Raw genomic sequence first — 20,021 nt, forward strand, 5'->3', positions numbered from 1 at the left:
TTCACCAATCACGCCCAGGTGACCCTGCACGTCGACAACCTGCGCGGCGTCAACAGCCACCACCAGATCGAGACGGTGTTCAAGGCCTTTGGCCGCGCCCTGCGCATGGCCCTTGCCGAAGACCCGCGCATGGCCGGCGTCATGCCCTCCACCAAGGGGTGCCTGTGATGCAGACGGTAGCCGTCATCGACTATGGCATGGGCAACCTGCACTCCGTGGCCAAGGCCCTGGAGCATGCCGGTAGCCACCAGGTACTGGTGACCGGCGATCCCGCGGTGATCCGCGAGGCGGACCGCATCGTCCTGCCCGGCGTCGGCGCCATCCGCGACTGCATGGCCGAGATCCGCCGCCAGGGCATCGATGAGCTGGTCCGTGAAGTCAGCCAGGACCGCCCCTTCCTCGGCGTCTGCGTCGGCATGCAGGCGCTGATGCAGCGCAGCGAAGAGAACGGCGGCGTGGATTGCATCGGCCTGTTCCCCGGCGCCGTACGGCGTTTCCCGGGCGGCATGCAGGAAGAGGGCGAGAGCCTCAAGGTGCCGCACATGGGCTGGAACGAGGTCAGCCATGTGCTCGACCATCCGCTCTGGCACGGCATCCCCGATCGCGCCCGCTTCTATTTCGTGCACAGCTTCTATGTCGAGGCCGGCAATCCGCGCCAGGTGGTCGGGCGCGGCCACTATGGCCTGGATTTCGCCGCGGTGCTGGCCGACGGCTCGCGCTTCGCCACCCAGTTCCACCCCGAGAAGAGCGCCGACTGCGGCCTGCAGCTCTATGCCAACTTCCTCGCCTGGGACGGCCGCTGGTAATGGCGCGCAAGCCGCCCGCGCCGCTGGTGACGCTCGAACCCGAGCAGAGCCAGCGCCTGGTCACGGCCTTGCAGACCCTGCTGGACGACCGCTTCGAGGTCCGCCTGGGGCGGTTCGAAGTCGAGGAACTGCTGGATTTCTTCGCCCGCGAGTGCGGGCCGCTGTACTACAACAAGGCGGTTGCCGACGTGCAGACCCTGCTCAGGGAGCGTGTCGACAGCCTGGAAAGCGACATCTGGGCGCTGGAAAAGCCCTAGATCGCCCTCACCCCCGAGCCAAGGTATTGCCATGCTTATCATCCCCGCCATCGACCTCAAGGACGGTGCCTGCGTCCGCCTGCGCCAGGGGCGCATGGAAGATTCCACCGTGTTCTCCGACGATCCCGTGGCCATGGCCGCCCAGTGGGTCGACGGTGGCTGCCGCCGGCTGCACCTGGTGGATCTCAACGGCGCCTTCGAAGGCCAGCCGGTCAACGGCGAGGTGGTGACCGCCATCGCCAGGCGCTATCCCGGCCTGCCGATCCAGATCGGCGGCGGCATCCGCTCGCTGGAGACCATCGAGCACTATGTCCGCGCCGGCGTCAGCTACGTGATCATCGGCACCAAGGCGGTCAAGCAGCCGGAATTCGTCGCTGAAGCCTGCCGCGCCTTCCCCGGCAAGGTCATCGTCGGCCTGGACGCCAAGGACGGCTTCGTTGCCACCGACGGCTGGGCCGAGGTCAGCGAATTGCAGGTCACCGACCTGGCCCGCCGCTTCGAAGCCGACGGCGTCAGCGCCATCGTCTACACCGACATCGCCCGCGACGGCATGATGCAGGGCTGCAACGTGCCGGCCACCCGCGCCCTGGCCGAAGCCACCAGCATCCCGGTGATCGCCTCCGGCGGCATCCACAACCTGGGTGACATCCAGAACCTGCTCGACGCCCGCAGCCCGGGCATCATCGGCGCCATCACCGGTCGGGCGATCTACGAGGGCACCCTCGACGTCGCCGAGGCCCAGGCGCTGTGCGACAACTTCAATGTCTGAGGGCGCGGCGGTGATCGAATGCTCTTCGCTCGATGAGGTCCGCACGGCGATCGACGGACTCGATCAGCAGATCGTTCAGCTGCTGGCGGCCCGCGGCGCCTATGTCAGCCAGGCCGCGCGCTTAAAGAAGGACGATGACGCCGTGCGTGCGCCACAACGCGTCGAGCAGGTCATCGCCAAGGTCAAGGCGCTGGCTGCCGAAGCAGGCGCATCGCCTGTGGTGGTCGAGCAGGTCTATCGGGCAATGATCGCCGCATTCATCGAGGCTGAGCTGGCGGAGCACGCCACCTTGCAACGTACCTGACTTCGTTTTCTGGAGAGCAACATGGCGCTGGCGAAACGCATCATCCCCTGCCTGGACGTGGACAATGGCCGCGTGGTCAAGGGCGTCAAGTTCGAGAACATCCGCGATGCCGGTGATCCGGTGGAGATCGCCCGCCGCTACAACGAGCAGGGCGCCGACGAGATCACCTTTCTCGACATCACCGCCAGCCACCAGGGTCGTGATACCACCCTGCACACCGTGGAGCGCATGGCCAGCCAGGTGTTCATCCCGCTGACCGTAGGCGGTGGCGTGCGTACCGTGCAGGACATCCGTAACCTGCTCAACGCCGGTGCCGACAAGGTCTCGATCAACACCGCCGCGGTGTTCAATCCCGAGTTCGTCGGCGAGGCTGCGGCACGTTTCGGCTCGCAGTGCATCGTGGTCGCCATCGACGCCAAGAAGGTTTCCGCGCCGGGTGAAACGCCGCGTTGGGAGATCTTCACCCACGGCGGGCGCAAGCCTACCGGCCTGGATGCCGTGCAATGGGCGAAGAAGATGGAAGGCCTGGGCGCTGGCGAGATCCTGCTGACCAGCATGGACCAGGACGGCATGAAGAACGGTTTCGACCTGGGCGTGACCCGCGCGATCAGCGATGCGCTGGGCATCCCGGTGATCGCCTCCGGCGGCGTCGGCAATCTGGAGCACCTGGCCGCCGGCGTACTGGAAGGCCATGCCAGCGCGGTACTGGCGGCGAGCATCTTCCACTTCGGTGAGTACACCGTCCCTGAAGCCAAGGCCTACATGGCCGAACGCGGTATCGTGGTGCGCTGAAACGGGCCGGGGGCGAGCGCCATGACATCGGCCTGGGTGTCATTGCGGTAGACAGCCCTCCCGCTTCGCGGCACTCTGCAACGGTCGTCATGTTTGGGATCCAGTGTCATGTTCAAGGGTCTTCTGCTGGTACTGATTGGCTTGCTCCCTTTCTTGAGTCCACTGGCTCGCAGTGCCGAAGTGGCTACTCAGCAAATCGTTCTGCTGACCGAGAACTACCCGCCCTACAACATGGCGGTAGACGGCAAGAACTTCGCCCAGGACGCCAACCTCGACGGCATCTCCGTAGAGATCATGCGCGAGACCTTCAAGCGTGCCGGTATCGACTACAACCTGACCCTGCGTTTTCCCTGGGACCGCGTCTACAAGCTGGCGCTGGAAAAGCCTGGCTATGGCGTGTTCTCCACCATCCGTACCCCTGAACGGGAGCACCTCTTCAAGTGGGTCGGGCCCTTGGCGCCGGTCGACTGGGTGCTGCTGGCGCGCAGCGACAGCCCGATCACTTCTCTGAACAAGCTGGCCGAAGCCCGTGGCTACCGTATCGGTGCCTACAAGGGCGACGCGATTGCCGAGCACCTGGCGCTCAAGGGCTTCGACCCGGTATTGATGCTGCGCGACCAGGACAACCCCAAACGCCTGGAAAGCGGCCAGATCGACCTGTGGGCCACTGCCGACCCCGTGGGGCGCTACCTGGCACGCCAGGAAGGCATCACCGGGCTGAAGACCGTGCTGCGCTTCCAGAAGGCCGAGCTGTACCTGGCGCTGAACAAGGACACTCCGCAAAGCATTGTCGATCGCCTGCAGAAAGCGCTGGATCAGATGCGCGCCGAAGGCCGCATCGAGCGCATCATGGATAAGTACCTTTAGGCCAGTTGGGGTGGGAGCAGCTTCCGCCGCGAAGCGACCGTTGGAGCGAGCTTGCTCGCGATGGCTGCGTCACGTTCACAGCAGATGCATGGGTTTTGCCGGCCTCTTCGCGAGCAAGCTCGCTCCAACAAAAGTCAGATCGGCCCTAACTGACCAGTATTGTGGCTAAAGCCGCTACCGAACCGTATGCGGCTTAACAGAGCGGTTAGGCCTCAACGATAGAGGCCGTTCTTGCCGTGCGCGCCCATGGCCCGGTTGCCCCGCTCGCCGATCATGTGCCGCAGCTCGATCCATTCGATGCCCTGAGCCTTGAGCTTGGGCAGTTCGCGCTCCAGCACGTCCAGGGTTACCGGGTAGGGGTGGCCGATGATCACGGCCGAGCCCTGCTTGCGGGCCAGATCGACAGCGCTGCGCAACTGGCGGGTGATGGCCTCGGCGGTGCGCTCGTCGTCCAGGAATACGTCACGTGACACGCTGGCCAGGCCAATGCGCTGCGCCTGGGCGGCAGCGACGGTCTTGGCGCTGGTGCGGCTGTCGACGAAGAACATATGGCGGCGCTGCAGTTCTTCCATCAGCCAGGCCATGGCCTGCGGTTCGGCGGTCATGCGGCTACCCATATGGTTGTTGATGCCGGCGGCGAAGGGCACCTTGAGCAGCGCGGCATTCAGACGGCTTTCCAGTTCGCTGATCGGCAGGCCAGGGTGCCAGGCATAGGGGCCGGTGGCCGGGTCCATGGGCATGTGCAGAATCACCGTCTTGCCGGCCTTGTGAGCCTGCCGGGCGAATTCGCTGGCGTGAGGCGTGTCGGGCATGATCGCCAGGGTCACTGGGCCGGGCAGGGCCAGGGTGCGGCTGTCCCGGTCGGGATTCTGCCCCAGGTCATCGATGATCAGGCTCAGGTAGGCCTTGGCGGGTTCACCGGCCACCGCTCCAAGCGAAGCGGCGGCCAGCAGCAGGGCCAGCCCCAGTTGCAGCAGGCGCATCAGTTGCCGCGGGTGACGCTCAGGCCCTTGAGCAGGCTGAGTGCCTGGTTGAGCTGATAGTCCTCATCCTGCGGACGGGACTTGGCCGGGGTGCTGCCCTTGACCGTCGGCTTGTCGGCACCGCCGTTGCCGTTGCCCAGATGCCCGTACAGGTCGGCTTCCTTGTAGTTCTCGCCGTCGGCCTCGCTGGTGACCTTGCCACGTCGTACCACGATGTCCGGGCTGATGCCCTGGGCCTGGATGGAGCGACCGTTGGGGGTGTAGTACAGCGCCGTGGTGATCTTCAGCGCACGGTCGTTGTTCAGCGGCAGTACGGTCTGCACCGAGCCCTTGCCGAAGGTGTCGGTGCCCATCAGGATGCCGCGCTTCTGGTCTTGCAGGGCGCCGGCGACGATCTCCGAGGCCGAGGCGCTGCCGCCGTTGATCAGCACCACCAGCGGTACGCCTTCGCTGGCATCGGCCGGGTCGGCAGAAAAACGCAGCTCGGAGTTGGGAATGCGGCCCTTGGTGTAGACGATCAGGCCCTTGGTCAGGAAGTGGTCGGCCACCGCCACCGCCGACTGCAGCACCCCGCCGGGGTTGTTGCGCAGGTCGAGGATGATGCCGCTGAGCTTCTTGTTGCCGTTGTCCTTGCGCAGGCGGGCCAGGGCCTTGCCCACTTCATCGCCGGTCTTGACCTGGAACTGGGTGATGCGGATATAGCCATAGCCGCTCTCGAGCAACTGCGACTTGACGCTCTTGACCTGGATGACGGCCCGCGCCAGGGTCACGTCGAAGGGGTTGCCGCCGTCGCGCACCAGGGTCAGGGTGATCTTCTCGCCAATCTTGCCGCGCATCTTGTCCACGGCTTCCTGCATGGTCTGGCCCTGGGTCGGCGCGCCGTTGATCTTGACGATCAGATCGCCGGCCTCGATGCCGGCACGCGAAGCCGGGGTGTCATCGATGGGCGAGACCACCTTGACGTAGCCGTCCTCGACGCCCACCTCGATGCCCAGGCCGCCAAACTCGCCGCTGGTGCTTTCCTGCAGCTCCTGGAAGTCTTCAGGGCCGAGGTAGGCAGAATGCGGGTCGAGGTTGCTGAGCATGCCCTTGATGGCGTTTTCCAGCAGGGTCTTGTCGTCCACCGGCTCGACATAGGCCGCCTTGACCCGGTCCAGCACCTCGGCGAAGGTGCGCAGCTCGTCCAGCGGCAGAGGCGCCTTGGCATTGGCTGCAGCAGGTGCCGCCGCCGGTTTGGCGGCCGGAGCCGGCTCGGCGGCATGCGCCCATGGGGCTCCGGCCACGAGAGCGGTCGCCAGGGCCAGCGAGGTGAGGCGGGGCAAATGCAGCATGTCTGACAAGCTCCTGATCAAAGTGGTGCCGCCTTATCCATGAGAACGGCACCATTGCGCCGGGTCGGTCGGGCGACCCTGCTGACGAATGGCGAAATACAGCGCCGAAGTGTCCTGACCGCCACTGTTGCCTACCGTGGAGATCGCTTCACCGGCCTTGACGATGTCACCGGCCTGCTTGAGCAGGCTTTGATTGTGGCCGTACAGGCTCAAATAGCCATTACCGTGGTCGAGAATGACCAGAAGTCCGGCGCCGCGCAACCAGTCGGCGAACACCACGCGCCCACCGTGCACCGCATGAACCTGGCTGCCCGCAGCGGCGCTGATCATCACACCGTCCCAGCGTGAACGTTCATCGTCGCCACGGGCTTCACCGAAGCGTGCAAGCAATCGACCATTGATCGGCCACGGAAGTTTACCCCGGGCTTCTGCAAAGGCCCCGCCATACACCGCGCCGTCGCTGGACACCGCGATACCGGGGGTGTGAGCCGGGCGTTTGGGGGCAGGCTCATCGTCGTCGCGGCTGTTGCGCGCCAGGGCCTCGCGCTTGCGCTTTTCCTCGGCCTCGCGCTCGGCGGCCAGGGCGCGCTGGCGCGCTTCTTCGGCTTCGCGTGCCTGGCGGGCGAGGGTTTCCTCGATGGTCTTGAGCACGTTGTTCAGCTCGGCCTGCTCCTGCTGGCGGGCCTGCAGCTTCTGGTCGCCGGACTTGTAGTCCTGGTTGAGCTTGGCCAGGGCCTTCTGCCGCTCTTCGCGGACCTTGGCGAGCTCTTCGTTACGGGTTTCCAGGTCGCTTTTCTGCACCAGCAACTGGGCCTGTTGCAGGTCGATGTCCTTTTCGACCTTGGCCAGCTGGCGCAGTGTCTGGTTGAACTGCTCCAACTGCTGCAAGCGTGCCTTGCTCAGGAAGTCGTAGTAGGTGAGGGTGCGGGCGAACTTTTCCGGGTGCTGCTGGTTGAGCAGCAGCTTGAGGTATTCCTGGCGGCCACTCTGGTAGGCGGCACGCGCCTGGATGGCGATCAGGCGTTGCTGATCGAGCTTGGCGTTGTTCAGTTGCTGTTTTTCATGGTCGAGCTTCTGCAGCTCGACTTCGGTCTTTTTTAGTTCGTTCTGCAGGACCTCGACCTGCTTTTCCAGCTTGCCCATCTCGGTTTCGGTGGTACGTAGGTCTTTCTGGACCCCGCTCTTTTCGGCCTGCAGCTTGCTGAGGGTCTTTTGCAGCTCGGCAATATCCTGGCGTGCGGCTTCAATCTGTTTTTGCGTCTGGGCGCGCTCATCCTCGGCGAATGCCGGGTTGAGCAGGCAGATCAGAACAAGGGCGGTCAGGACGCGGAGCATGTTGATGGGCGATACCGAGCAAGAGTGAGAAAAACGACGGGCCTAGTATGCCCGCCATATCCGGTAAAACAAATGTCCGGCTGACCGGTTGATAGCTGCTTTTTGGCGCGAACTTGGCGGCGAAAGGGCCTTGTCACCTGTGGGAACGGGCTGGCTGGCGATAGGGCGGTCGAGCCATTCACCAGCAAGCCTGCTCAAGGGCCTGTCCGTCAGTTGGGTACCAGGATCGAATGGCCGGTCATTTCTTCCGGCTTGTCCAAGCCCAGCAACAGCAGCAGGGTGGGGGCGACATCGGCCAGTACGCCGCCTTCGCGGACCTTCAGCGGCTGCTTGCCGTAGTAGATGAACGGCACGGGTTCGGAGGTGTGCGCGGTGTGCGCCTGGCCGGTGGTGTCGTCGGTCATCTGTTCGACGTTGCCGTGGTCGGCGGTGATCAGCGCTTCGCCACCCACCTTGTCCAGGGCTCCGGTGATGCGGCCCAGGCATTCGTCGAGGCATTCCACGGCCTTCACGGCGGCAGACATCACGCCGCTGTGGCCGACCATGTCGCCGTTGGCGTAGTTGACGATGATCACGTCGTAGCGCTGGTGCTCGATGGCGTCGACGATGCGGTCGGTGACTTCCGGCGCGCTCATCTCCGGTTGCAGGTCGTAGGTGGCGACCTTCGGCGATGGGATCAGAATGCGTTCTTCACCAGGGAATTCCTCTTCGCGGCCACCGGAGAAGAAGAAGGTCACGTGGGCGTACTTCTCGGTTTCGGCGATGCGCAACTGGGTCTTGCCATGGTCGGCCAGGTACTGGCCCAGCACGTTCTTCAGGCTGCCAGGGGCGAACGCAGCAGGGGCCGGAATGCTCGCGGCGTACTGGGTGAGCATCACGTACTCGACCTTCGGCTGGCGCGCGCGGGCGAATTCCTTGAAGTCGTTCTCGACGAACACGCGGCTCAGCTCGCGGGCGCGGTCGGCGCGGAAGTTCATGAACACCACGGCGTCGCCGTCTTCGACGGTGACTTTTTCGCCAATGGCGGTGGCCTTGACGAACTCGTCGCTTTCATCGCGGGCGTAGGCGGCCTGCAGGCCGGCCACAGCGCTTTGCGCGGTGAATTCGGCAGCGCCGTCGACGATCAGGTTGTAGGCCGCCGAAACACGGTCCCAGCGATTGTCACGGTCCATGGCGAAGTAGCGGCCGATCAGCGTGGCGATACGGCCTTTGCCCAGGCGGGCGAAAGTCTGGTCGAGCAGTTCTATGGAGCCCTGGGCGCTGCGCGGCGGTGTGTCGCGGCCATCGAGGAAGGCGTGCAGGTAGATTTTCTCGGCGCCGCGCTTGGCAGCCAGTTCGGCCATGGCGACCAGGTGGTCCTGGTGGCTGTGCACGCCACCGTCGGAGAGCAGGCCCATGATATGTACGGCCTTGCCGGCGCCCACGGCCTTGTCGACGGCGGTGCAGATGGCCGGGTTCTCGAAGAACTCGCCGTCACGGATGGCCTTGGTGACTCGGGTGAAGTCTTGGTAAACCACGCGGCCGGCGCCGAGGTTCATGTGGCCGACCTCGGAGTTGCCCATCTGCCCGTCAGGCAGGCCGACATCCATGCCCGAGCCGGAAATCAGGCCGTGCGGCTGGGTGGCATAGAGGCGCTCCATGACTGGCATCCTGGCGGCCATGATGGCGTTGCCTTCGGGATTCTCGCTGTGGCCGAAGCCGTCGAGAATGATCAGAACCAGAGGTTTTGGCGCAGCAGTCATAGAAACCCTCGTTTGCCGGCTGCATGGGCGTGGGGGCGAACCCGTTCGCGAGCGGCCTGCTTTGCAAAATGGGAAGTAGGGAAAAGATCGGCATTTTAAGGACAAGTTCCCCAGGAGTCACGGCCAGGCGGACTTTGCCCGTGCTGTGTCGTCGGGCTGTGCGCTGAAACGTCAACAGAGCTTCGGACGCTGTGTATACTGGCCGGCATTTTTAACGCCCTGGAACCTAGAGATGGTTGCTCACCTACTTGAATTCGTCACCCACCACTACCTGATCGCCGGCGCTTTCGTGATTCTGCTGGCCCTGCTGATCGCCTACGAGATGAGCAAGGGCGCCAGCAGTGTCAGCACCGGCCAGCTGACCGCGCTGGTCAACAGCGACCAGGGCGTGGTCATCGATGTGCGTCCTGCCAAGGAGTTTGCCGCCGGCCATATCGTCGGTGCCCTGAACTACCCGCAGGACAAACTGCTGAGCCGCACTGCCGAGCTGAACAAGCACAAGGACAAGACGCTGATCCTGGTCGACGCCATGGGCCAGCATGCGGGCACCACCGCTCGCGAGCTGATCAAGGCCGGCTTCAAGGCGGCCAAACTGTCCGGCGGCATTTCCAGCTGGCGCGCCGACAACCTGCCTCTGGTGAAGTGAAATGGCCGACGTCATCGTCTATTCCAGCGACTACTGCCCCTATTGCATGCGCGCCAAGCAATTGCTGAACAGCAAGAACGTCGCGTTCAAGGAAGTTCGCGTCGATGGCCAGCCCCAGGTGCGCGCCGCCATGGCCGAGAAAGCCGGGCGCACCTCGGTGCCGCAGATCTGGATCGGCGCGACCCACGTGGGCGGCTGCGATGACCTGTTCGCCCTGGAACGCGCCGGCAAGCTCGACTTGCTGCTCCAGGCCTGAACCCATTACCTGCAACTCGTTATTCTCGATAAGGATCCGACATGACCGAACAAACCAACAACGGCGCCGTCGCTAACGAAGACAGCGCGCCACAGTTCTCCCTGCAGCGTCTCTATGTTCGTGACCTGTCGTTCGAAGCCCCGAAAAGCCCGGCGATCTTCCGCCAGGAGTGGACGCCTTCGGTCAGCCTGGACCTGAACACCCGCCAGAAAGCCCTGGAAAACGATTTCTACGAAGTGGTGCTGACTCTGTCGGTGACCGTCAACAACGGTGACGAAGTCGCCTTCATCGTCGAAGTGCAGCAGGCCGGTATCTTCATGATCAAGGGCCTGGATGCTGCGTCCATGAGCCACACCTTGGGCGCGTTCTGCCCGAACATCCTGTTCCCGTACGCACGTGAGGCCATCGACAGCCTGGTGGTGCGTGGCTCGTTCCCGGCGCTGATGCTGTCGCCGGTCAACTTCGATGCCCTGTATGCCCAAGAGCTGCAGCGCATGCAGGAGTCGGGCGAAGCGCCTTCGGCCTGATTGGCTCCGCTGATGAAAAAAGCGCCTTGTCGGCGCTTTTTTTATGCGGCTCGCCAGCCTGGAGGCGGGCGGCCAGTGGCGAGGCTCAGGCGAACCCTTGCTGGCGCCACGCCTCGTAGACCGCCACCGCCACGGTGTTGGACAGGTTGAGGCTGCGGCAGCCTTCGCGCATCGGCAGGCGCAGGCGGCGTTCCGGGGTGAAGGTGTCCAGCACTTCGGCGGGCAAGCCGCGGCTTTCCGGGCCGAACACAAAGGCGTCGCCGGGCTGGAAGGACACCTCATGGAAGGGCTGCGAACCTTTGGTGGTAAAGGCGAACAGCCGTGGCTGGCCGAGCTTCTCAAGACAACTGGCCAGGTCGGCATGGGTCTGCAGCGTGGCATACTCGTGGTAATCCAGCCCGGCCCTGCGCAGGCGCTTGTCATCCAGTTCGAAGCCCAAGGGTTCGATCAGGTGCAGGGTGCAGCCGCTGTTGGCACAGAGCCTTATCACATTGCCGGTATTCGGCGGAATTTCTGGTTGAAAAAGGATCACGTGAAACATGCACGGCTCCGAACAAAAGGACGGGGTGCATTCTACCCCTGAAGAGGACCCCAGGCCGAAGTTCTGGCCCCGAGTGCTGGGCTCGATGGCCATCGTCGGCTTTTGCGTGGGCATGATGATCGGTCGGGTCACCCAACCGGAGCCTGTCGAACTGCAGCGCATCGAGGAACTGCCCACGGGGTTGGCGTTGTGGTTCAACGAAGAACCGGCTGTACAGGGCGATGTGGTCGATGGCGCCATCGTGCTGCATCTAGGCGCGGCGGGTCAGCCGTGGAAAGGGCAACTGAGCATGGACGGTAAGGTCGCGCGGTGGCGGGTAGAGCGTGCGAAGAAAGGACTGGTGCTGACATTGCTGGCGGCCCGTCCACTGCAGGGCGACTGGCGCACGGCTGAAGTGGACGGGCAGTGGAGGCTGGAAGTCAGCCTCCGTGAGCAATAAAAGAGGGGAATCCCCGGCCTGCCTGTACCAAGGCCCCCAAAACGGGTAGGTGCCAGAGTTATTGCAGAGGGCGTGCCAGCTTTTCGAAAAAATGCGATTTTTTCTTTTAGGGATGCCGCCAGCTCCTGTATTACGGCGCTTGTGAGCCTGACCCCCGTCCACAGGGCTCATGATGCGCCCTCCGCCTTCGCGTCTTCCCAAGTGTTTATGCACACTTTTTGCGCACCGAGGGGGTGTGGCTCCCCATGCTGAGGCAGGAGGGCCCACGCCCCTCTTCTTTATGCCATTCCAGTCGAAATCGGGCCTGACACTCAAAAGGTCCGACCGTTCAGTCGCGCGGCTGATGCAAGGTATGAGGCGAGTAGGAAAAGTCGTCTAGGAGCGAGAAAAGGCAGGATCGGAAATTTTTTCGATCAGGCGATAAAAGGTGTCACTGTAAGTGGTGGTAATTGTCACAATTGCTGCTAAAGGTCTTTCAATTTGTTGTTTTTTATAGGTTTTCATCTTTTTACGAGGCGCATGGTGCAAGCGTTTCGGCCGCGTTCGAGGGCTTTTAGGGTCGTCTGCTGACCCCAAACAAAAGGATCTGACGAACGGTCATAAAATATTTTTTAGGCATTAGCTTGTTTGGTGGATACACTCCATGGCGGTCGGTTGGACACGGGTTGTGACATATAGCCAAAAGCACTAAGGATAAGATCATTAGTTCTTTTTTGTGTCACTCAAGTTTCACCCTCGTGCACCGATCACAAGACGCAGACCGATCAAATAATCGCGAGATACCGGTCGAGCTTGACCCCTGAGGTCAGCCCTGGTGTTAATCGCGCGGCTGCGGTGGCCGAGCCTGGCTCGTCGCCATGGAATACAAAAATTAGATTCACGAGGAGCGAGTTAATGAAGAAGTCTACCCTGGCCCTGGCCGTAACCATGGGCGTTCTGGCCCAGCAGGCTGGCGCCGCCGGTTTCATCGAAGACAGCAAGGCATCCGTAAGTTCTCGTACCCTGTACTTCAACAACGATCTGCGTGAAGGCGTGCGTGCCAACGACCAGCGTGAGACCGCTACCGGCCTGAAATTCGACTACTCGTCGGGCTTCACCCAAGGCACCGTAGGCTTTGGTCTGGACGCTCAGGCTGTAATGGGCCTGCACCTGGGTGGTGGCATCCAGCACCACACCGCTGCCACTTCCAACAGCTTCGTTCCTACCGACACCGACGGTTCGTCCGTGGACGACTGGGGCCGTGTCGGCGCCAACGTCAAGGCTCGTTTCTCCAAGACCGAGCTGAAAGTCGGTAACGCCCTGGCACCCAACCTGCCAATCCTGGTCTCCAACGACGGTCGTCTGCTGCCACAAGCCTTCGAAGGCGGCATCCTGACTTCCAAGGACCTGGACGGCGTGACCTTCACTGCCGGTCAGCTGAACAAGAGCATCGGCCGTGCCTCGTCGAACTGGACCGATCTGTCGGTCAACGGCGCGACCCAGGGCAGCGATCAGTTCCGCTTCGCCGGCGCTGACTGGAAAGTCACCAAAGACCTGACCCTGCAGTACTACTTCGCCAACCTGGAAGACTTCTACAAGCAGCACTTCCTGGGCCTGGTACACGTCTACAAGATCGACGACAACCAGTCGTTCAAGACTGACCTGCGCTACTTCGACAGCAGCTCCGATGGCAAGAACAGCAGCGGCACCGCCGGCTACCTGTTCAACAACAACAGCGGCTATGCCAAGACCCCTGGCGAAGTCGACAACAAGACCTGGTCGGCCATGTTCACCTACTCGCTGGGTGGCCATGCGCTGATGCTCGGCTACCAGCAGGTCAGCGATGACGGCGGTTTCGTCCAGCTGAACCAAGGTGGCGTGGTTGACGGCCGTGGTCGTCCGGAAGGCAACGGCGGCGCCAGCTTCTACCTGTTCACCGACTCGATGATCAACCAGTTCATCCGTGCCGGCGAAAACACCACCTTCGGTCAGTACTCCTATGACTTCGCTAAGGTCGGCATCCCAGGCCTGAAAGCCGGTATCGCCTACCTGCACGGTGACGACATCAAGGGCGCGCGTGGCACTGCCGCATTCGGCCGCGAGTACTCCGAGTGGGAACGTGACATGCGTATCGACTACGTGATCCAGAGCGGTCCGCTCAAGGGCCTGGGCGCTACCGTACGTCACGGTTCGTACCGTGGCGACGATGGTCTGAACAACTCGACCAACGCCGACCAGACCCGTCTGATCTTCAACTACACCTACAACTTCATGTAAGTGTGTTGAGCGTCTGACCGAGAAGCCCCGCCTTGTGCGGGGCTTCTTTTTGCCTGAATCTTTATATTTCAAAATCGAATATATAAATCGATATTTATTCTTTTTAATTTTCAGCAGGTCCAGGCACAGTAGGCTTAGATACAGACAGCACCTTCCTTCAACGCCAGACAAGGAGCTTTATCATGACACTGCGACTTGGCGATATCGCCCCTGACTTCGAACAGGACTCCAGTGAAGGCCGTATCCGCTTTCACGAGTGGCTGGGCGACAGTTGGGGGGTGCTGTTCTCTCACCCGGCGGACTTCACGCCGGTATGCACCACCGAGCTGGGTTTCACTGCACGCTTGAAGGATGAATTCACCAAGCGCGGGGTCAAGGCCATCGCCCTGTCCGTGGACCCGGTCGACTCACACATCAAGTGGATCGACGACATCAACACTACCCAGCACACCCAGGTGAATTTCCCGATTCTTGCCGATGCCGATCGCAAGGTCTCGGACCTCTACGACCTGATCCATCCCAACGCCAGTGACACCTTCACCGTACGCTCGCTGTTCATCATCGACCCGAACAAGAAGGTGCGGCTGATCATCACCTACCCGGCCAGCACCGGACGCAACTTCCATGAAATTTTGCGGGTCATCGACTCCCTGCAATTGACCGACAACTACAAGGTGGCCACGCCGGCCAACTGGGTGGAGGGTGATGACGTGGTCATCGTGCCCTCGGTCAAGGACGAGGAAGAGATTCGCCAACGTTTTCCCAAGGGCTACCAGGCTGTTACGCCCTACCTGCGCCTCACGCCGCAACCCAATCGCGAATAGCACGAACCTGAGTGGGGTTCTTCGGGCCGATCTGATCGGCCCTTTTTTTTGCTTGTTCAAAAGGGTTTCGGTCGCCAGTGCGACCCGTTTTTCGCGGTTGAAGGCGCCTGCACGGGTATATCTCCTTAAGGAATAAATAAATGAATAAATATGATTTATGGATATAAAAAATCACTGTTAATGTCGATTGCATTCAAATACTCATCCAGGAGAGCGCCATGCGCACCCCCTTCTTGCGTCGCAGTTTCGCCGTGCTTTTGGCGACCGCCTTGAGTCTCGGCGTGCTGACCCAGGCTCAGGCCGAAGACCTGCGTATCGGCTACCAGAAGTACGGCACCCTGGTGCTGCTCAAGGCCAAGGGCACGCTGGAGAAGCGTCTGGCCGAGCAGGGCGTGAAGGTGCAATGGACCGAATTCCCCGGCGGCCCGCAACTGTTGGAAGGCCTGAACGTGGGTTCCATCGACTTCGGCGTGACCGGCGAGACCCCGCCAGTGTTTGCCCAGGCCGCAGGCGCCGACCTGCTGTATGTGGCCTACGAGCCGCCTGCGCCGACCAGCGAAGCGATTCTGGTGCCCAAGGATTCGCCTGTCACCTCGGTGCAGGATCTCAAGGGCAAGAAGGTCGTGCTGAACAAGGGCTCCAATGTGCACTACCTGCTGGTGCGGGCCTTGGAAGACGCTGGGCTGAAATACAGCGACATCCAGACCGTGTTCCTGCCGCCAGCCGATGCCCGCGCCGCCTTCGAGCGTGGCAGCGTCGATGCCTGGGTGATCTGGGACCCGTACCAGGCCGCCGCCGAGCAGCAGCTGCAGGCGCGCACGCTGCGCAATGGCGCCGGTATCGTCGACAACCATCAGTTCTACCTGGCCACCAAAACCTACGCACAGAAGCATCCCCAGGTCATCCAGGCGCTGGTCGAAGAGGTTCGTGCAGTGGGCGAGTGGTCTCAGGCCAACCCTGACGAGGTGACCCGCCAGGTCGCGCCGCTGCTGGGCCTGCCTGCCGATATCACCCTCACCTCAGTGAAGCGCCAGGGCTACGGTGCGCACTTCATTACCCCGCAGGTGGTCGAGGCGCAGCAGAAGATCGCCGACACCTTTCTCCAGCTCAAGCTGATCCCCAAACCCTTGCGCATCGCCGATGTGATCTGGACACCCCCTGCCGCCGTGGCGAAAGCCCCCTGAGCGGCTCTCGAAAGGAGACGATTCCATGAGCCTCAGTGCTTCCCAACGAACTCTGCACAGGCTGGCACCCTGGGCGCTGCCGGTGCTGCTGCTGGCAGTCTGGCAACTGGCGGTGAGTGCCGGTTGGCTGTCCACCCGGATCCTGCCGGCGCCCAGTGCCGTGGTCGAGGCAGGCGTCAGCCTGGTGGCCAGCGGTGAAATCTGGACCCATCTGGCGATCAGCGGCTGGCGTGCCGGCGTCGGTTTCGCCATCGGTGGTGGCATTGGCCTGGCGCTGGGCTTCATAACCGGCCTGACTCGCTGGGGCGAGCGCCTGCTGGACAGCTCGGTGCAGATGATCCGCAACGTGCCGCACCTGGCGCTGATCCCGCTGGTGATCCTGTGGTTCGGTATCGACGAAACCGCCAAGGTCTTCCTGGTGGCCCTCGGCACGCTGTTCCCGATCTACCTCAACACCTACCACGGCATTCGCAACATCGACCCGGCACTGGTGGAAATGTCGCGCAGCTACGGCTTGTCCGGTTTCGCCCTGTTCCGCCATGTGATCCTGCCCGGCGCCATGCCCTCCATCCTGGTGGGTGTGCGCTTCGCCCTGGGCTTCATGTGGCTGACCCTGATCGTTGCCGAAACCATCTCGGCCAGTTCCGGCATCGGCTACCTGGCGATGAATGCCCGTGAATTCCTGCAGACCGATGTCGTGGTGCTGGCCATCGTGCTCTACGCCGTGCTCGGCAAACTCGCCGACCTGGCCGCTCGTGCCCTGGAGCGCGTATGCCTGCGCTGGCACCCGGCTTATCAGACTCAAAAAGGCGGTGCCGCATGACCAGTCTCAAACAGCCTCAACCCGACCACCTGTTGCGCGGTATTCCGCTGAGCGCCCGCCAGCTCAGGAAAGCCTTCGGCGAGCGTACGGTGCTCAAGGACATTGACCTGCATATCCCGGCCGGGCAGTTCGTCGCCGTGGTCGGCCGCAGTGGTTGCGGCAAGAGCACCCTGCTGCGTCTGCTGGCCGGGCTCGACCAGCCCACTGGCGGCAAGCTGCTGGCGGGTTCGGCGCCACTTGGCGAAGCGCGTGACGACACCCGGCTGATGTTCCAGGAAGCGCGCCTGCTGCCCTGGAAGAAGATCATCGACAACGTCGGCCTTGGCCTGAGCGGTGACTGGCGTGCGCAGGCGCTGGACGCCCTGGCCGCGGTGGGTCTGGCCGAACGTGCCGATGAGTGGCCGGCCGCGTTGTCCGGTGGTCAGAAGCAGCGCGTGGCCCTGGCCCGGGCGCTGATCCACAAGCCGCGCCTGCTGTTGCTCGACGAGCCGCTGGGGGCGCTGGATGCATTGACGCGTATCGAGATGCAGCAACTGATCGAAGATTTGTGGCGTCAGCACGGTTTCACCGTGCTGCTGGTCACCCACGACGTGGCCGAGGCCGTCGCGGTGGCCGACCGGGTGATCCTTATCGAAGAGGGCCGTATCGGCCTGGACCTGCCCGTCGACCTGCCCCGACCCCGTGCGCGCGGCTCGCAGCGCCTGGCCGCTCTGGAAAGCCAGGTGCTTGACCGCGTACTGGCACTGCCCGGCGCGCCACCGCAACCGGAACCCGTTTCACCCCTGCCGACGCAACTGCGTTGGGCCAATTAATCGTTCACGTACCCGGAGAGACCCTCATGACTATCAAGGCCATCAACGTCCGTAACCAGTTCAAAGGCACCATCAAGGAAATCGTTCAGGGCGACGTGCTGTCGGAAATCGACGTGCAGACCGCCTCGGGCATCGTCACCTCGGTGATCACCACCCGTTCGGTCAAGGAGCTGGAGCTGGCCGTTGGCAGTGAGGTGATCGCCTTCGTCAAATCCACTGAAGTGTCGATCGCCAAGTTGTGATACCGGCTCGCGGGCATCGTCGCCTGGCTTGGCCGCCATACAGTTCAGTGAGTCGTTATGTGGCTTGGTGGGAGCGGCTTTAGCCGCGAAAAGCGCCAGGAAATTCACTGCATCTGCTGTGAACAGGCGGTCGCTTCGCGGCTGAAGCCGCTCCTACCCGAGCTAGCTGAACAGTATTACGGCTGAAGCCGCTCAGAGCGGGTTTGGGCGTTTTGGCAGGCAGGGCGGCAGGTACAGGCCCAGGTAGGCATCCATCACGCGCATGGCTTCCTCGGCCATGCGTGGGGTGATCTGCTCGAACTGCTGCATCGAGCGGGCATACACCCGGTCGCCCAACTCCATGGCCAGTGCGAACACGTCGATCTCGGCGGGTAGCGCCGGCAGGTGGAAATGACGATCGAACACTTCCTTGAGCAGCTGGCTCAGCTCGATATCGTGCTGATGATCGGCCTGGCTGACCTCGACCAGGCCGTGTTGGGCCAGGATCAGCTGGCGGGCGGCCGCATCGTCGTGGTAGATGCGCATGATGCGCAGTTCCAGAATCCGCGAAAGATCATGCCAGTTGCGCAGTGCGTCGTGCTCCACCGGCTGCAGCAGCGCGGCACGGAAGGCGGCATGCACGTCGGCGGTCAGGGCTTCGAGCAGCGCCGGCACACTGGCAAAGAAGTGGTAAACCGAAGAAGGCGGGATCTGCGCCCGCTCCGCCACGCCGTAGATGGACAGGCTGCCAACCCCCTCGCTGGCCAGCAGCTCACGGGCTGCGGCGAGTATCGTGGCGATACGTGCCTGGCTTGCAGCGCGGGGTTTGCGGGGCGTGGCGGGGCGGTTCATGGTGCAGGTCTCAGGTACGGGCAAGGTGCCATTGTACGCTGCCAGGCGGCCAGGGAGGCAGCGCTTGTGCAGGCGACCTCTCAACACTGTCAGCTGCAGATGCATGGACAATGCGGGACGATTGCCGGGTGATCTCGTGATCAGGGGATTCCAGCATGGCTATCCAGAAGCGGCTGCTGTGCCACTATCACTACGACCCGCTCGATCGGCTCATCGCCTCAGGAATTCGTACCCGTGCCGAGCACCCGCTGTTCTATCGCGGCAAGCGGCTGGCCGGCGAAAGTCGCGGCGGCTTGTACCATGCGTTTCTGCACGCCGCTGACCGGCCCGTGGCGCAATTTATCCACAGCGGCAAGGCGGTGGACGCCACGCTGCTGGCCACCGATGCGCCGGGGTCGGTGTTGCATGCATTGACGAGGGGCCAGCGCCAGGCCCAGGCGTATGCCGTGTATGGCTATCACGCGCCGGGTGGCGGGCTGGACAGCCTGCTGGGCTTCAATGGCGAGCGCCGCGACCCGGTGACCGGGCATTACCTGCTGGGGCAGGGCTATCGAGCCTACAACCCGGTGCTGATGCGCTTCAACAGTCCGGACCGTCTGAGTCCGTTTGGGGGTGGTGGGTTGAATGCGTATGGCTATTGTCAGGGGAATCCGATCAACCTCGTGGATCCTGATGGGCATATGGCCATGGTGCGTCGGCTTTCGTTGGGGGCCATGGTGGGTGCCTTGGGCATCAGCGTGGCTGCCATAGCGGTGGGGACTGTCTCCCCGGAGTCCGATGCTTACAAGATCCTGGCTGGCCTGGGTGCGGCGCTGATAGTGGCTGGCGGTATAGGTTTGAAACTTTCGAGCCTGACGATAGAGCAGGCTCATGGCTTGCAGCTGCAGGCCTTTGATCAAGCGACGCGCCCATCACTTTTCAATGCTCTCGGACGCTGGAGCATTGGGCATAGGGATGCGCCTCCTCCTTACGAACAAGCGCTGCTTGCTCCGCGCAGGCTGTCGGTACAGTCGTCGAGTAGCGTCTGGGCGGCTGCCCAGACCCAGGGGGACGGGCTGCCAAGCTATGAAATGGCGACCTATTTCAGCAAAACCATTCGGGGTTCCCTGTCCTTCAGTAATACCTCGATCAGAGAAACAGCGGTGTAGCGGGTGGTCAGGTGGCCATGCTTTCGCTGTCGTCCAGGTCAGGGCCAGCGGCCTGGTACTTGCAGCACGGCGACCTGCCAACAATGCCAGTTGTAGGTGTCTGGACAGTGCTGGACGATTGCCGGGTGATCTCGTGATCAGGGGATTCCAGCATGGCTATCCAGAAGCGGCTGCTGTGCCGCTATCACTACGACCCGCTCGATCGGCTCATCGCCTCAGGGATTCGTACCCGTGCCGAGCACCCGCTGTTCTATCGGGGCAAGTGGCTGGCCGGCGAAAGTCGCGGCGGCGTGTTCCATGCGTTTC

Annotated in this window: 23 protein-coding genes and 1 pseudogene; 18 read left to right on the plus strand and 6 right to left on the minus strand. The window is 62.7% G+C overall.

What is annotated here, in order from left to right; all coding sequences use genetic code 11:
* The 7 genes and pseudogenes from QZ497_RS18710 to QZ497_RS18740 form a co-directional block, all read left to right on the plus strand.
* Nucleotides 1-168, plus strand: a pseudogene (locus QZ497_RS18710) (imidazoleglycerol-phosphate dehydratase); the annotation flags it as partial.
* Complete coding sequence (gene hisH, locus QZ497_RS18715) at nt 168-806, plus strand: imidazole glycerol phosphate synthase subunit HisH (protein ID WP_295477817.1); 639 nt, start codon at nt 168-170, stop codon at nt 804-806. The pseudogene QZ497_RS18710 and the gene hisH, both read left to right, overlap by 1 nt.
* Nucleotides 806-1,063, plus strand: coding sequence for a DUF2164 domain-containing protein (locus QZ497_RS18720; RefSeq protein ID WP_007159788.1), 258 nt, complete (start codon nt 806-808; stop codon nt 1,061-1,063). Before hisH ends, QZ497_RS18720 begins: the two co-directional genes overlap by 1 nt.
* Before the next feature lie 31 nt (nt 1,064-1,094).
* Nucleotides 1,095-1,832, plus strand: a complete 738-nt coding sequence (hisA, locus tag QZ497_RS18725; RefSeq protein WP_288448848.1) for a 1-(5-phosphoribosyl)-5-[(5-phosphoribosylamino)methylideneamino]imidazole-4-carboxamide isomerase — start codon at nt 1,095-1,097, stop codon at nt 1,830-1,832.
* Complete coding sequence (locus tag QZ497_RS18730; protein ID WP_295477825.1) at nt 1,825-2,136, plus strand: chorismate mutase; 312 nt, start codon at nt 1,825-1,827, stop codon at nt 2,134-2,136. The genes hisA and QZ497_RS18730 overlap by 8 nt, the downstream gene beginning before the upstream one ends.
* 21 nt (nt 2,137-2,157) lie before the next feature.
* Nucleotides 2,158-2,928 carry an imidazole glycerol phosphate synthase subunit HisF gene (hisF, locus tag QZ497_RS18735; protein ID WP_295477828.1) on the plus strand — a complete coding sequence of 257 codons (771 nt, stop codon included), beginning with the start codon at nt 2,158-2,160 and terminating at the stop codon, nt 2,926-2,928.
* A 108-nt stretch (nt 2,929-3,036) separates the two neighbouring features.
* Nucleotides 3,037-3,795: an ABC transporter substrate-binding protein gene (locus tag QZ497_RS18740; protein WP_295477831.1), complete on the plus strand. Its 759-nt coding sequence runs from the start codon at nt 3,037-3,039 to the stop codon at nt 3,793-3,795.
* 212 nt (nt 3,796-4,007) lie between these two features.
* Here QZ497_RS18740 and QZ497_RS18745 read toward each other — a convergent pair whose 3' ends face one another.
* The 4 genes from QZ497_RS18745 to gpmI form a co-directional block, all read right to left on the minus strand.
* A complete protein-coding gene (locus QZ497_RS18745; protein ID WP_295477834.1) occupies nt 4,008-4,778 on the minus strand; it encodes a divergent polysaccharide deacetylase family protein in 771 nt (256 codons plus the stop codon).
* Nucleotides 4,778-6,109 (minus strand): S41 family peptidase, encoded by a 1,332-nt coding sequence (locus QZ497_RS18750; RefSeq protein WP_295477836.1) that lies wholly within the window; start codon nt 6,107-6,109, stop codon nt 4,778-4,780. The genes QZ497_RS18745 and QZ497_RS18750 overlap by 1 nt, the downstream gene beginning before the upstream one ends.
* 33 nt (nt 6,110-6,142) lie before the next feature.
* Entirely contained in the window at nt 6,143-7,444 is a 1,302-nt protein-coding gene (locus QZ497_RS18755; RefSeq protein ID WP_295477839.1) for a murein hydrolase activator EnvC, read from the minus strand.
* Nucleotides 7,445-7,653: 209 nt separating this feature from the next.
* Complete coding sequence (gene gpmI, locus QZ497_RS18760) at nt 7,654-9,186, minus strand: 2,3-bisphosphoglycerate-independent phosphoglycerate mutase (RefSeq protein ID WP_295477841.1); 1,533 nt, start codon at nt 9,184-9,186, stop codon at nt 7,654-7,656.
* Nucleotides 9,187-9,418: 232 nt separating this feature from the next.
* On the opposite strand from gpmI, the gene QZ497_RS18765 reads away from it, so the two are divergent.
* Genes QZ497_RS18765 through secB form a run of 3 tightly spaced genes read left to right on the plus strand, consistent with a single transcriptional unit; the run spans nt 9,419 to nt 10,615 of the window.
* Entirely contained in the window at nt 9,419-9,832 is a 414-nt protein-coding gene (locus QZ497_RS18765) for a rhodanese-like domain-containing protein (protein WP_295477844.1), read from the plus strand.
* A 1-nt stretch (nt 9,833) separates the two neighbouring features.
* Nucleotides 9,834-10,088 (plus strand): glutaredoxin 3, encoded by a 255-nt coding sequence (grxC, locus tag QZ497_RS18770; protein ID WP_295477848.1) that lies wholly within the window; start codon nt 9,834-9,836, stop codon nt 10,086-10,088.
* A gap of 41 nt (nt 10,089-10,129) precedes the next feature.
* On the plus strand, nt 10,130-10,615 hold the full coding sequence (gene secB / locus QZ497_RS18775) for a protein-export chaperone SecB (protein ID WP_295477851.1): 486 nt from the start codon (nt 10,130-10,132) through the stop codon (nt 10,613-10,615).
* A gap of 85 nt (nt 10,616-10,700) precedes the next feature.
* Here the strand turns inward: secB and trmL are convergent, their stop codons facing one another.
* A complete protein-coding gene (trmL, locus tag QZ497_RS18780; RefSeq protein ID WP_295477853.1) occupies nt 10,701-11,156 on the minus strand; it encodes a tRNA (uridine(34)/cytosine(34)/5-carboxymethylaminomethyluridine(34)-2'-O)-methyltransferase TrmL in 456 nt (151 codons plus the stop codon).
* Between trmL and QZ497_RS18785 the strand changes: the two genes are divergently transcribed.
* The 7 genes from QZ497_RS18785 to QZ497_RS18815 all read left to right on the plus strand — a co-directional run bounded on the left by QZ497_RS18785 (nt 11,155) and on the right by QZ497_RS18815 (nt 17,736).
* Nucleotides 11,155-11,595, plus strand: coding sequence for a hypothetical protein (locus QZ497_RS18785; RefSeq protein WP_295477856.1), 441 nt, complete (start codon nt 11,155-11,157; stop codon nt 11,593-11,595). The two genes, trmL and QZ497_RS18785, sit on opposite strands and share 2 nt — an antisense overlap.
* Before the next feature lie 894 nt (nt 11,596-12,489).
* Nucleotides 12,490-13,851: an OprD family porin gene (locus QZ497_RS18790; protein ID WP_295477859.1), complete on the plus strand. Its 1,362-nt coding sequence runs from the start codon at nt 12,490-12,492 to the stop codon at nt 13,849-13,851.
* 182 nt (nt 13,852-14,033) lie between these two features.
* Nucleotides 14,034-14,675: a peroxiredoxin gene (locus QZ497_RS18795; RefSeq protein ID WP_295477862.1), complete on the plus strand. Its 642-nt coding sequence runs from the start codon at nt 14,034-14,036 to the stop codon at nt 14,673-14,675.
* Nucleotides 14,676-14,893: 218 nt separating this feature from the next.
* Nucleotides 14,894-15,859: a sulfonate ABC transporter substrate-binding protein gene (locus tag QZ497_RS18800; RefSeq protein WP_295477864.1), complete on the plus strand. Its 966-nt coding sequence runs from the start codon at nt 14,894-14,896 to the stop codon at nt 15,857-15,859.
* Nucleotides 15,860-15,884: 25 nt separating this feature from the next.
* Nucleotides 15,885-16,682 carry an aliphatic sulfonate ABC transporter permease SsuC gene (gene ssuC, locus QZ497_RS18805; protein WP_295477867.1) on the plus strand — a complete coding sequence of 266 codons (798 nt, stop codon included), beginning with the start codon at nt 15,885-15,887 and terminating at the stop codon, nt 16,680-16,682.
* Nucleotides 16,679-17,494 (plus strand): aliphatic sulfonates ABC transporter ATP-binding protein, encoded by an 816-nt coding sequence (ssuB, locus tag QZ497_RS18810; protein WP_295477870.1) that lies wholly within the window; start codon nt 16,679-16,681, stop codon nt 17,492-17,494. The genes ssuC and ssuB overlap by 4 nt, the downstream gene beginning before the upstream one ends.
* 26 nt (nt 17,495-17,520) lie before the next feature.
* A complete protein-coding gene (locus QZ497_RS18815; RefSeq protein ID WP_025262382.1) occupies nt 17,521-17,736 on the plus strand; it encodes a TOBE domain-containing protein in 216 nt (71 codons plus the stop codon).
* 192 nt (nt 17,737-17,928) lie between these two features.
* Here the strand turns inward: QZ497_RS18815 and QZ497_RS18820 are convergent, their stop codons facing one another.
* The gene (locus tag QZ497_RS18820) at nt 17,929-18,567 is read right to left on the minus strand and encodes a TetR/AcrR family transcriptional regulator (RefSeq protein WP_295477882.1); all 639 of its coding nucleotides are present in this window, start codon (nt 18,565-18,567) and stop codon (nt 17,929-17,931) included.
* A 155-nt stretch (nt 18,568-18,722) separates the two neighbouring features.
* Here QZ497_RS18820 and QZ497_RS18825 point away from each other — a divergent pair, with 155 nt between their 5' ends.
* On the plus strand, nt 18,723-19,715 hold the full coding sequence (locus QZ497_RS18825; protein WP_295477886.1) for an RHS repeat-associated core domain-containing protein: 993 nt from the start codon (nt 18,723-18,725) through the stop codon (nt 19,713-19,715).
* Nucleotides 19,716-20,021 lie beyond the last annotated feature (306 nt).

The sequence above is a fragment of the uncultured Pseudomonas sp. genome (assembly GCF_913777995.1).
Lineage (GTDB): Bacteria > Pseudomonadota > Gammaproteobacteria > Pseudomonadales > Pseudomonadaceae > Aquipseudomonas.

What these genes read in the sequence shown, in the direction of transcription:
- hisH (WP_295477817.1), top strand. Translation starts at nt 168, where the DNA reads ATGCAGACGGTAGCCGTCATCGACTATGGCATGGGCAACCTGCACTCC.
- QZ497_RS18720 (WP_007159788.1), top strand. Translation starts at nt 806, where the DNA reads ATGGCGCGCAAGCCGCCCGCGCCGCTGGTGACGCTCGAACCCGAGCAG.
- hisA (WP_288448848.1), top strand. Translation starts at nt 1,095, where the DNA reads ATGCTTATCATCCCCGCCATCGACCTCAAGGACGGTGCCTGCGTCCGC.
- QZ497_RS18730 (WP_295477825.1), top strand. Translation starts at nt 1,825, where the DNA reads ATGTCTGAGGGCGCGGCGGTGATCGAATGCTCTTCGCTCGATGAGGTC.
- hisF (WP_295477828.1), top strand. Translation starts at nt 2,158, where the DNA reads ATGGCGCTGGCGAAACGCATCATCCCCTGCCTGGACGTGGACAATGGC.
- QZ497_RS18740 (WP_295477831.1), top strand. Translation starts at nt 3,037, where the DNA reads ATGTTCAAGGGTCTTCTGCTGGTACTGATTGGCTTGCTCCCTTTCTTG.
- QZ497_RS18745 (WP_295477834.1), bottom strand. Translation starts at nt 4,778, where the DNA reads ATGCGCCTGCTGCAACTGGGGCTGGCCCTGCTGCTGGCCGCCGCTTCG.
- QZ497_RS18750 (WP_295477836.1), bottom strand. Translation starts at nt 6,109, where the DNA reads ATGCTGCATTTGCCCCGCCTCACCTCGCTGGCCCTGGCGACCGCTCTC.
- QZ497_RS18755 (WP_295477839.1), bottom strand. Translation starts at nt 7,444, where the DNA reads ATGCTCCGCGTCCTGACCGCCCTTGTTCTGATCTGCCTGCTCAACCCG.
- gpmI (WP_295477841.1), bottom strand. Translation starts at nt 9,186, where the DNA reads ATGACTGCTGCGCCAAAACCTCTGGTTCTGATCATTCTCGACGGCTTC.
- QZ497_RS18765 (WP_295477844.1), top strand. Translation starts at nt 9,419, where the DNA reads ATGGTTGCTCACCTACTTGAATTCGTCACCCACCACTACCTGATCGCC.
- grxC (WP_295477848.1), top strand. Translation starts at nt 9,834, where the DNA reads ATGGCCGACGTCATCGTCTATTCCAGCGACTACTGCCCCTATTGCATG.
- secB (WP_295477851.1), top strand. Translation starts at nt 10,130, where the DNA reads ATGACCGAACAAACCAACAACGGCGCCGTCGCTAACGAAGACAGCGCG.
- QZ497_RS18785 (WP_295477856.1), top strand. Translation starts at nt 11,155, where the DNA reads ATGCACGGCTCCGAACAAAAGGACGGGGTGCATTCTACCCCTGAAGAG.
- trmL (WP_295477853.1), bottom strand. Translation starts at nt 11,156, where the DNA reads ATGTTTCACGTGATCCTTTTTCAACCAGAAATTCCGCCGAATACCGGC.
- QZ497_RS18790 (WP_295477859.1), top strand. Translation starts at nt 12,490, where the DNA reads ATGAAGAAGTCTACCCTGGCCCTGGCCGTAACCATGGGCGTTCTGGCC.
- QZ497_RS18795 (WP_295477862.1), top strand. Translation starts at nt 14,034, where the DNA reads ATGACACTGCGACTTGGCGATATCGCCCCTGACTTCGAACAGGACTCC.
- QZ497_RS18800 (WP_295477864.1), top strand. Translation starts at nt 14,894, where the DNA reads ATGCGCACCCCCTTCTTGCGTCGCAGTTTCGCCGTGCTTTTGGCGACC.
- ssuC (WP_295477867.1), top strand. Translation starts at nt 15,885, where the DNA reads ATGAGCCTCAGTGCTTCCCAACGAACTCTGCACAGGCTGGCACCCTGG.
- ssuB (WP_295477870.1), top strand. Translation starts at nt 16,679, where the DNA reads ATGACCAGTCTCAAACAGCCTCAACCCGACCACCTGTTGCGCGGTATT.
- QZ497_RS18815 (WP_025262382.1), top strand. Translation starts at nt 17,521, where the DNA reads ATGACTATCAAGGCCATCAACGTCCGTAACCAGTTCAAAGGCACCATC.
- QZ497_RS18820 (WP_295477882.1), bottom strand. Translation starts at nt 18,567, where the DNA reads ATGAACCGCCCCGCCACGCCCCGCAAACCCCGCGCTGCAAGCCAGGCA.
- QZ497_RS18825 (WP_295477886.1), top strand. Translation starts at nt 18,723, where the DNA reads ATGGCTATCCAGAAGCGGCTGCTGTGCCACTATCACTACGACCCGCTC.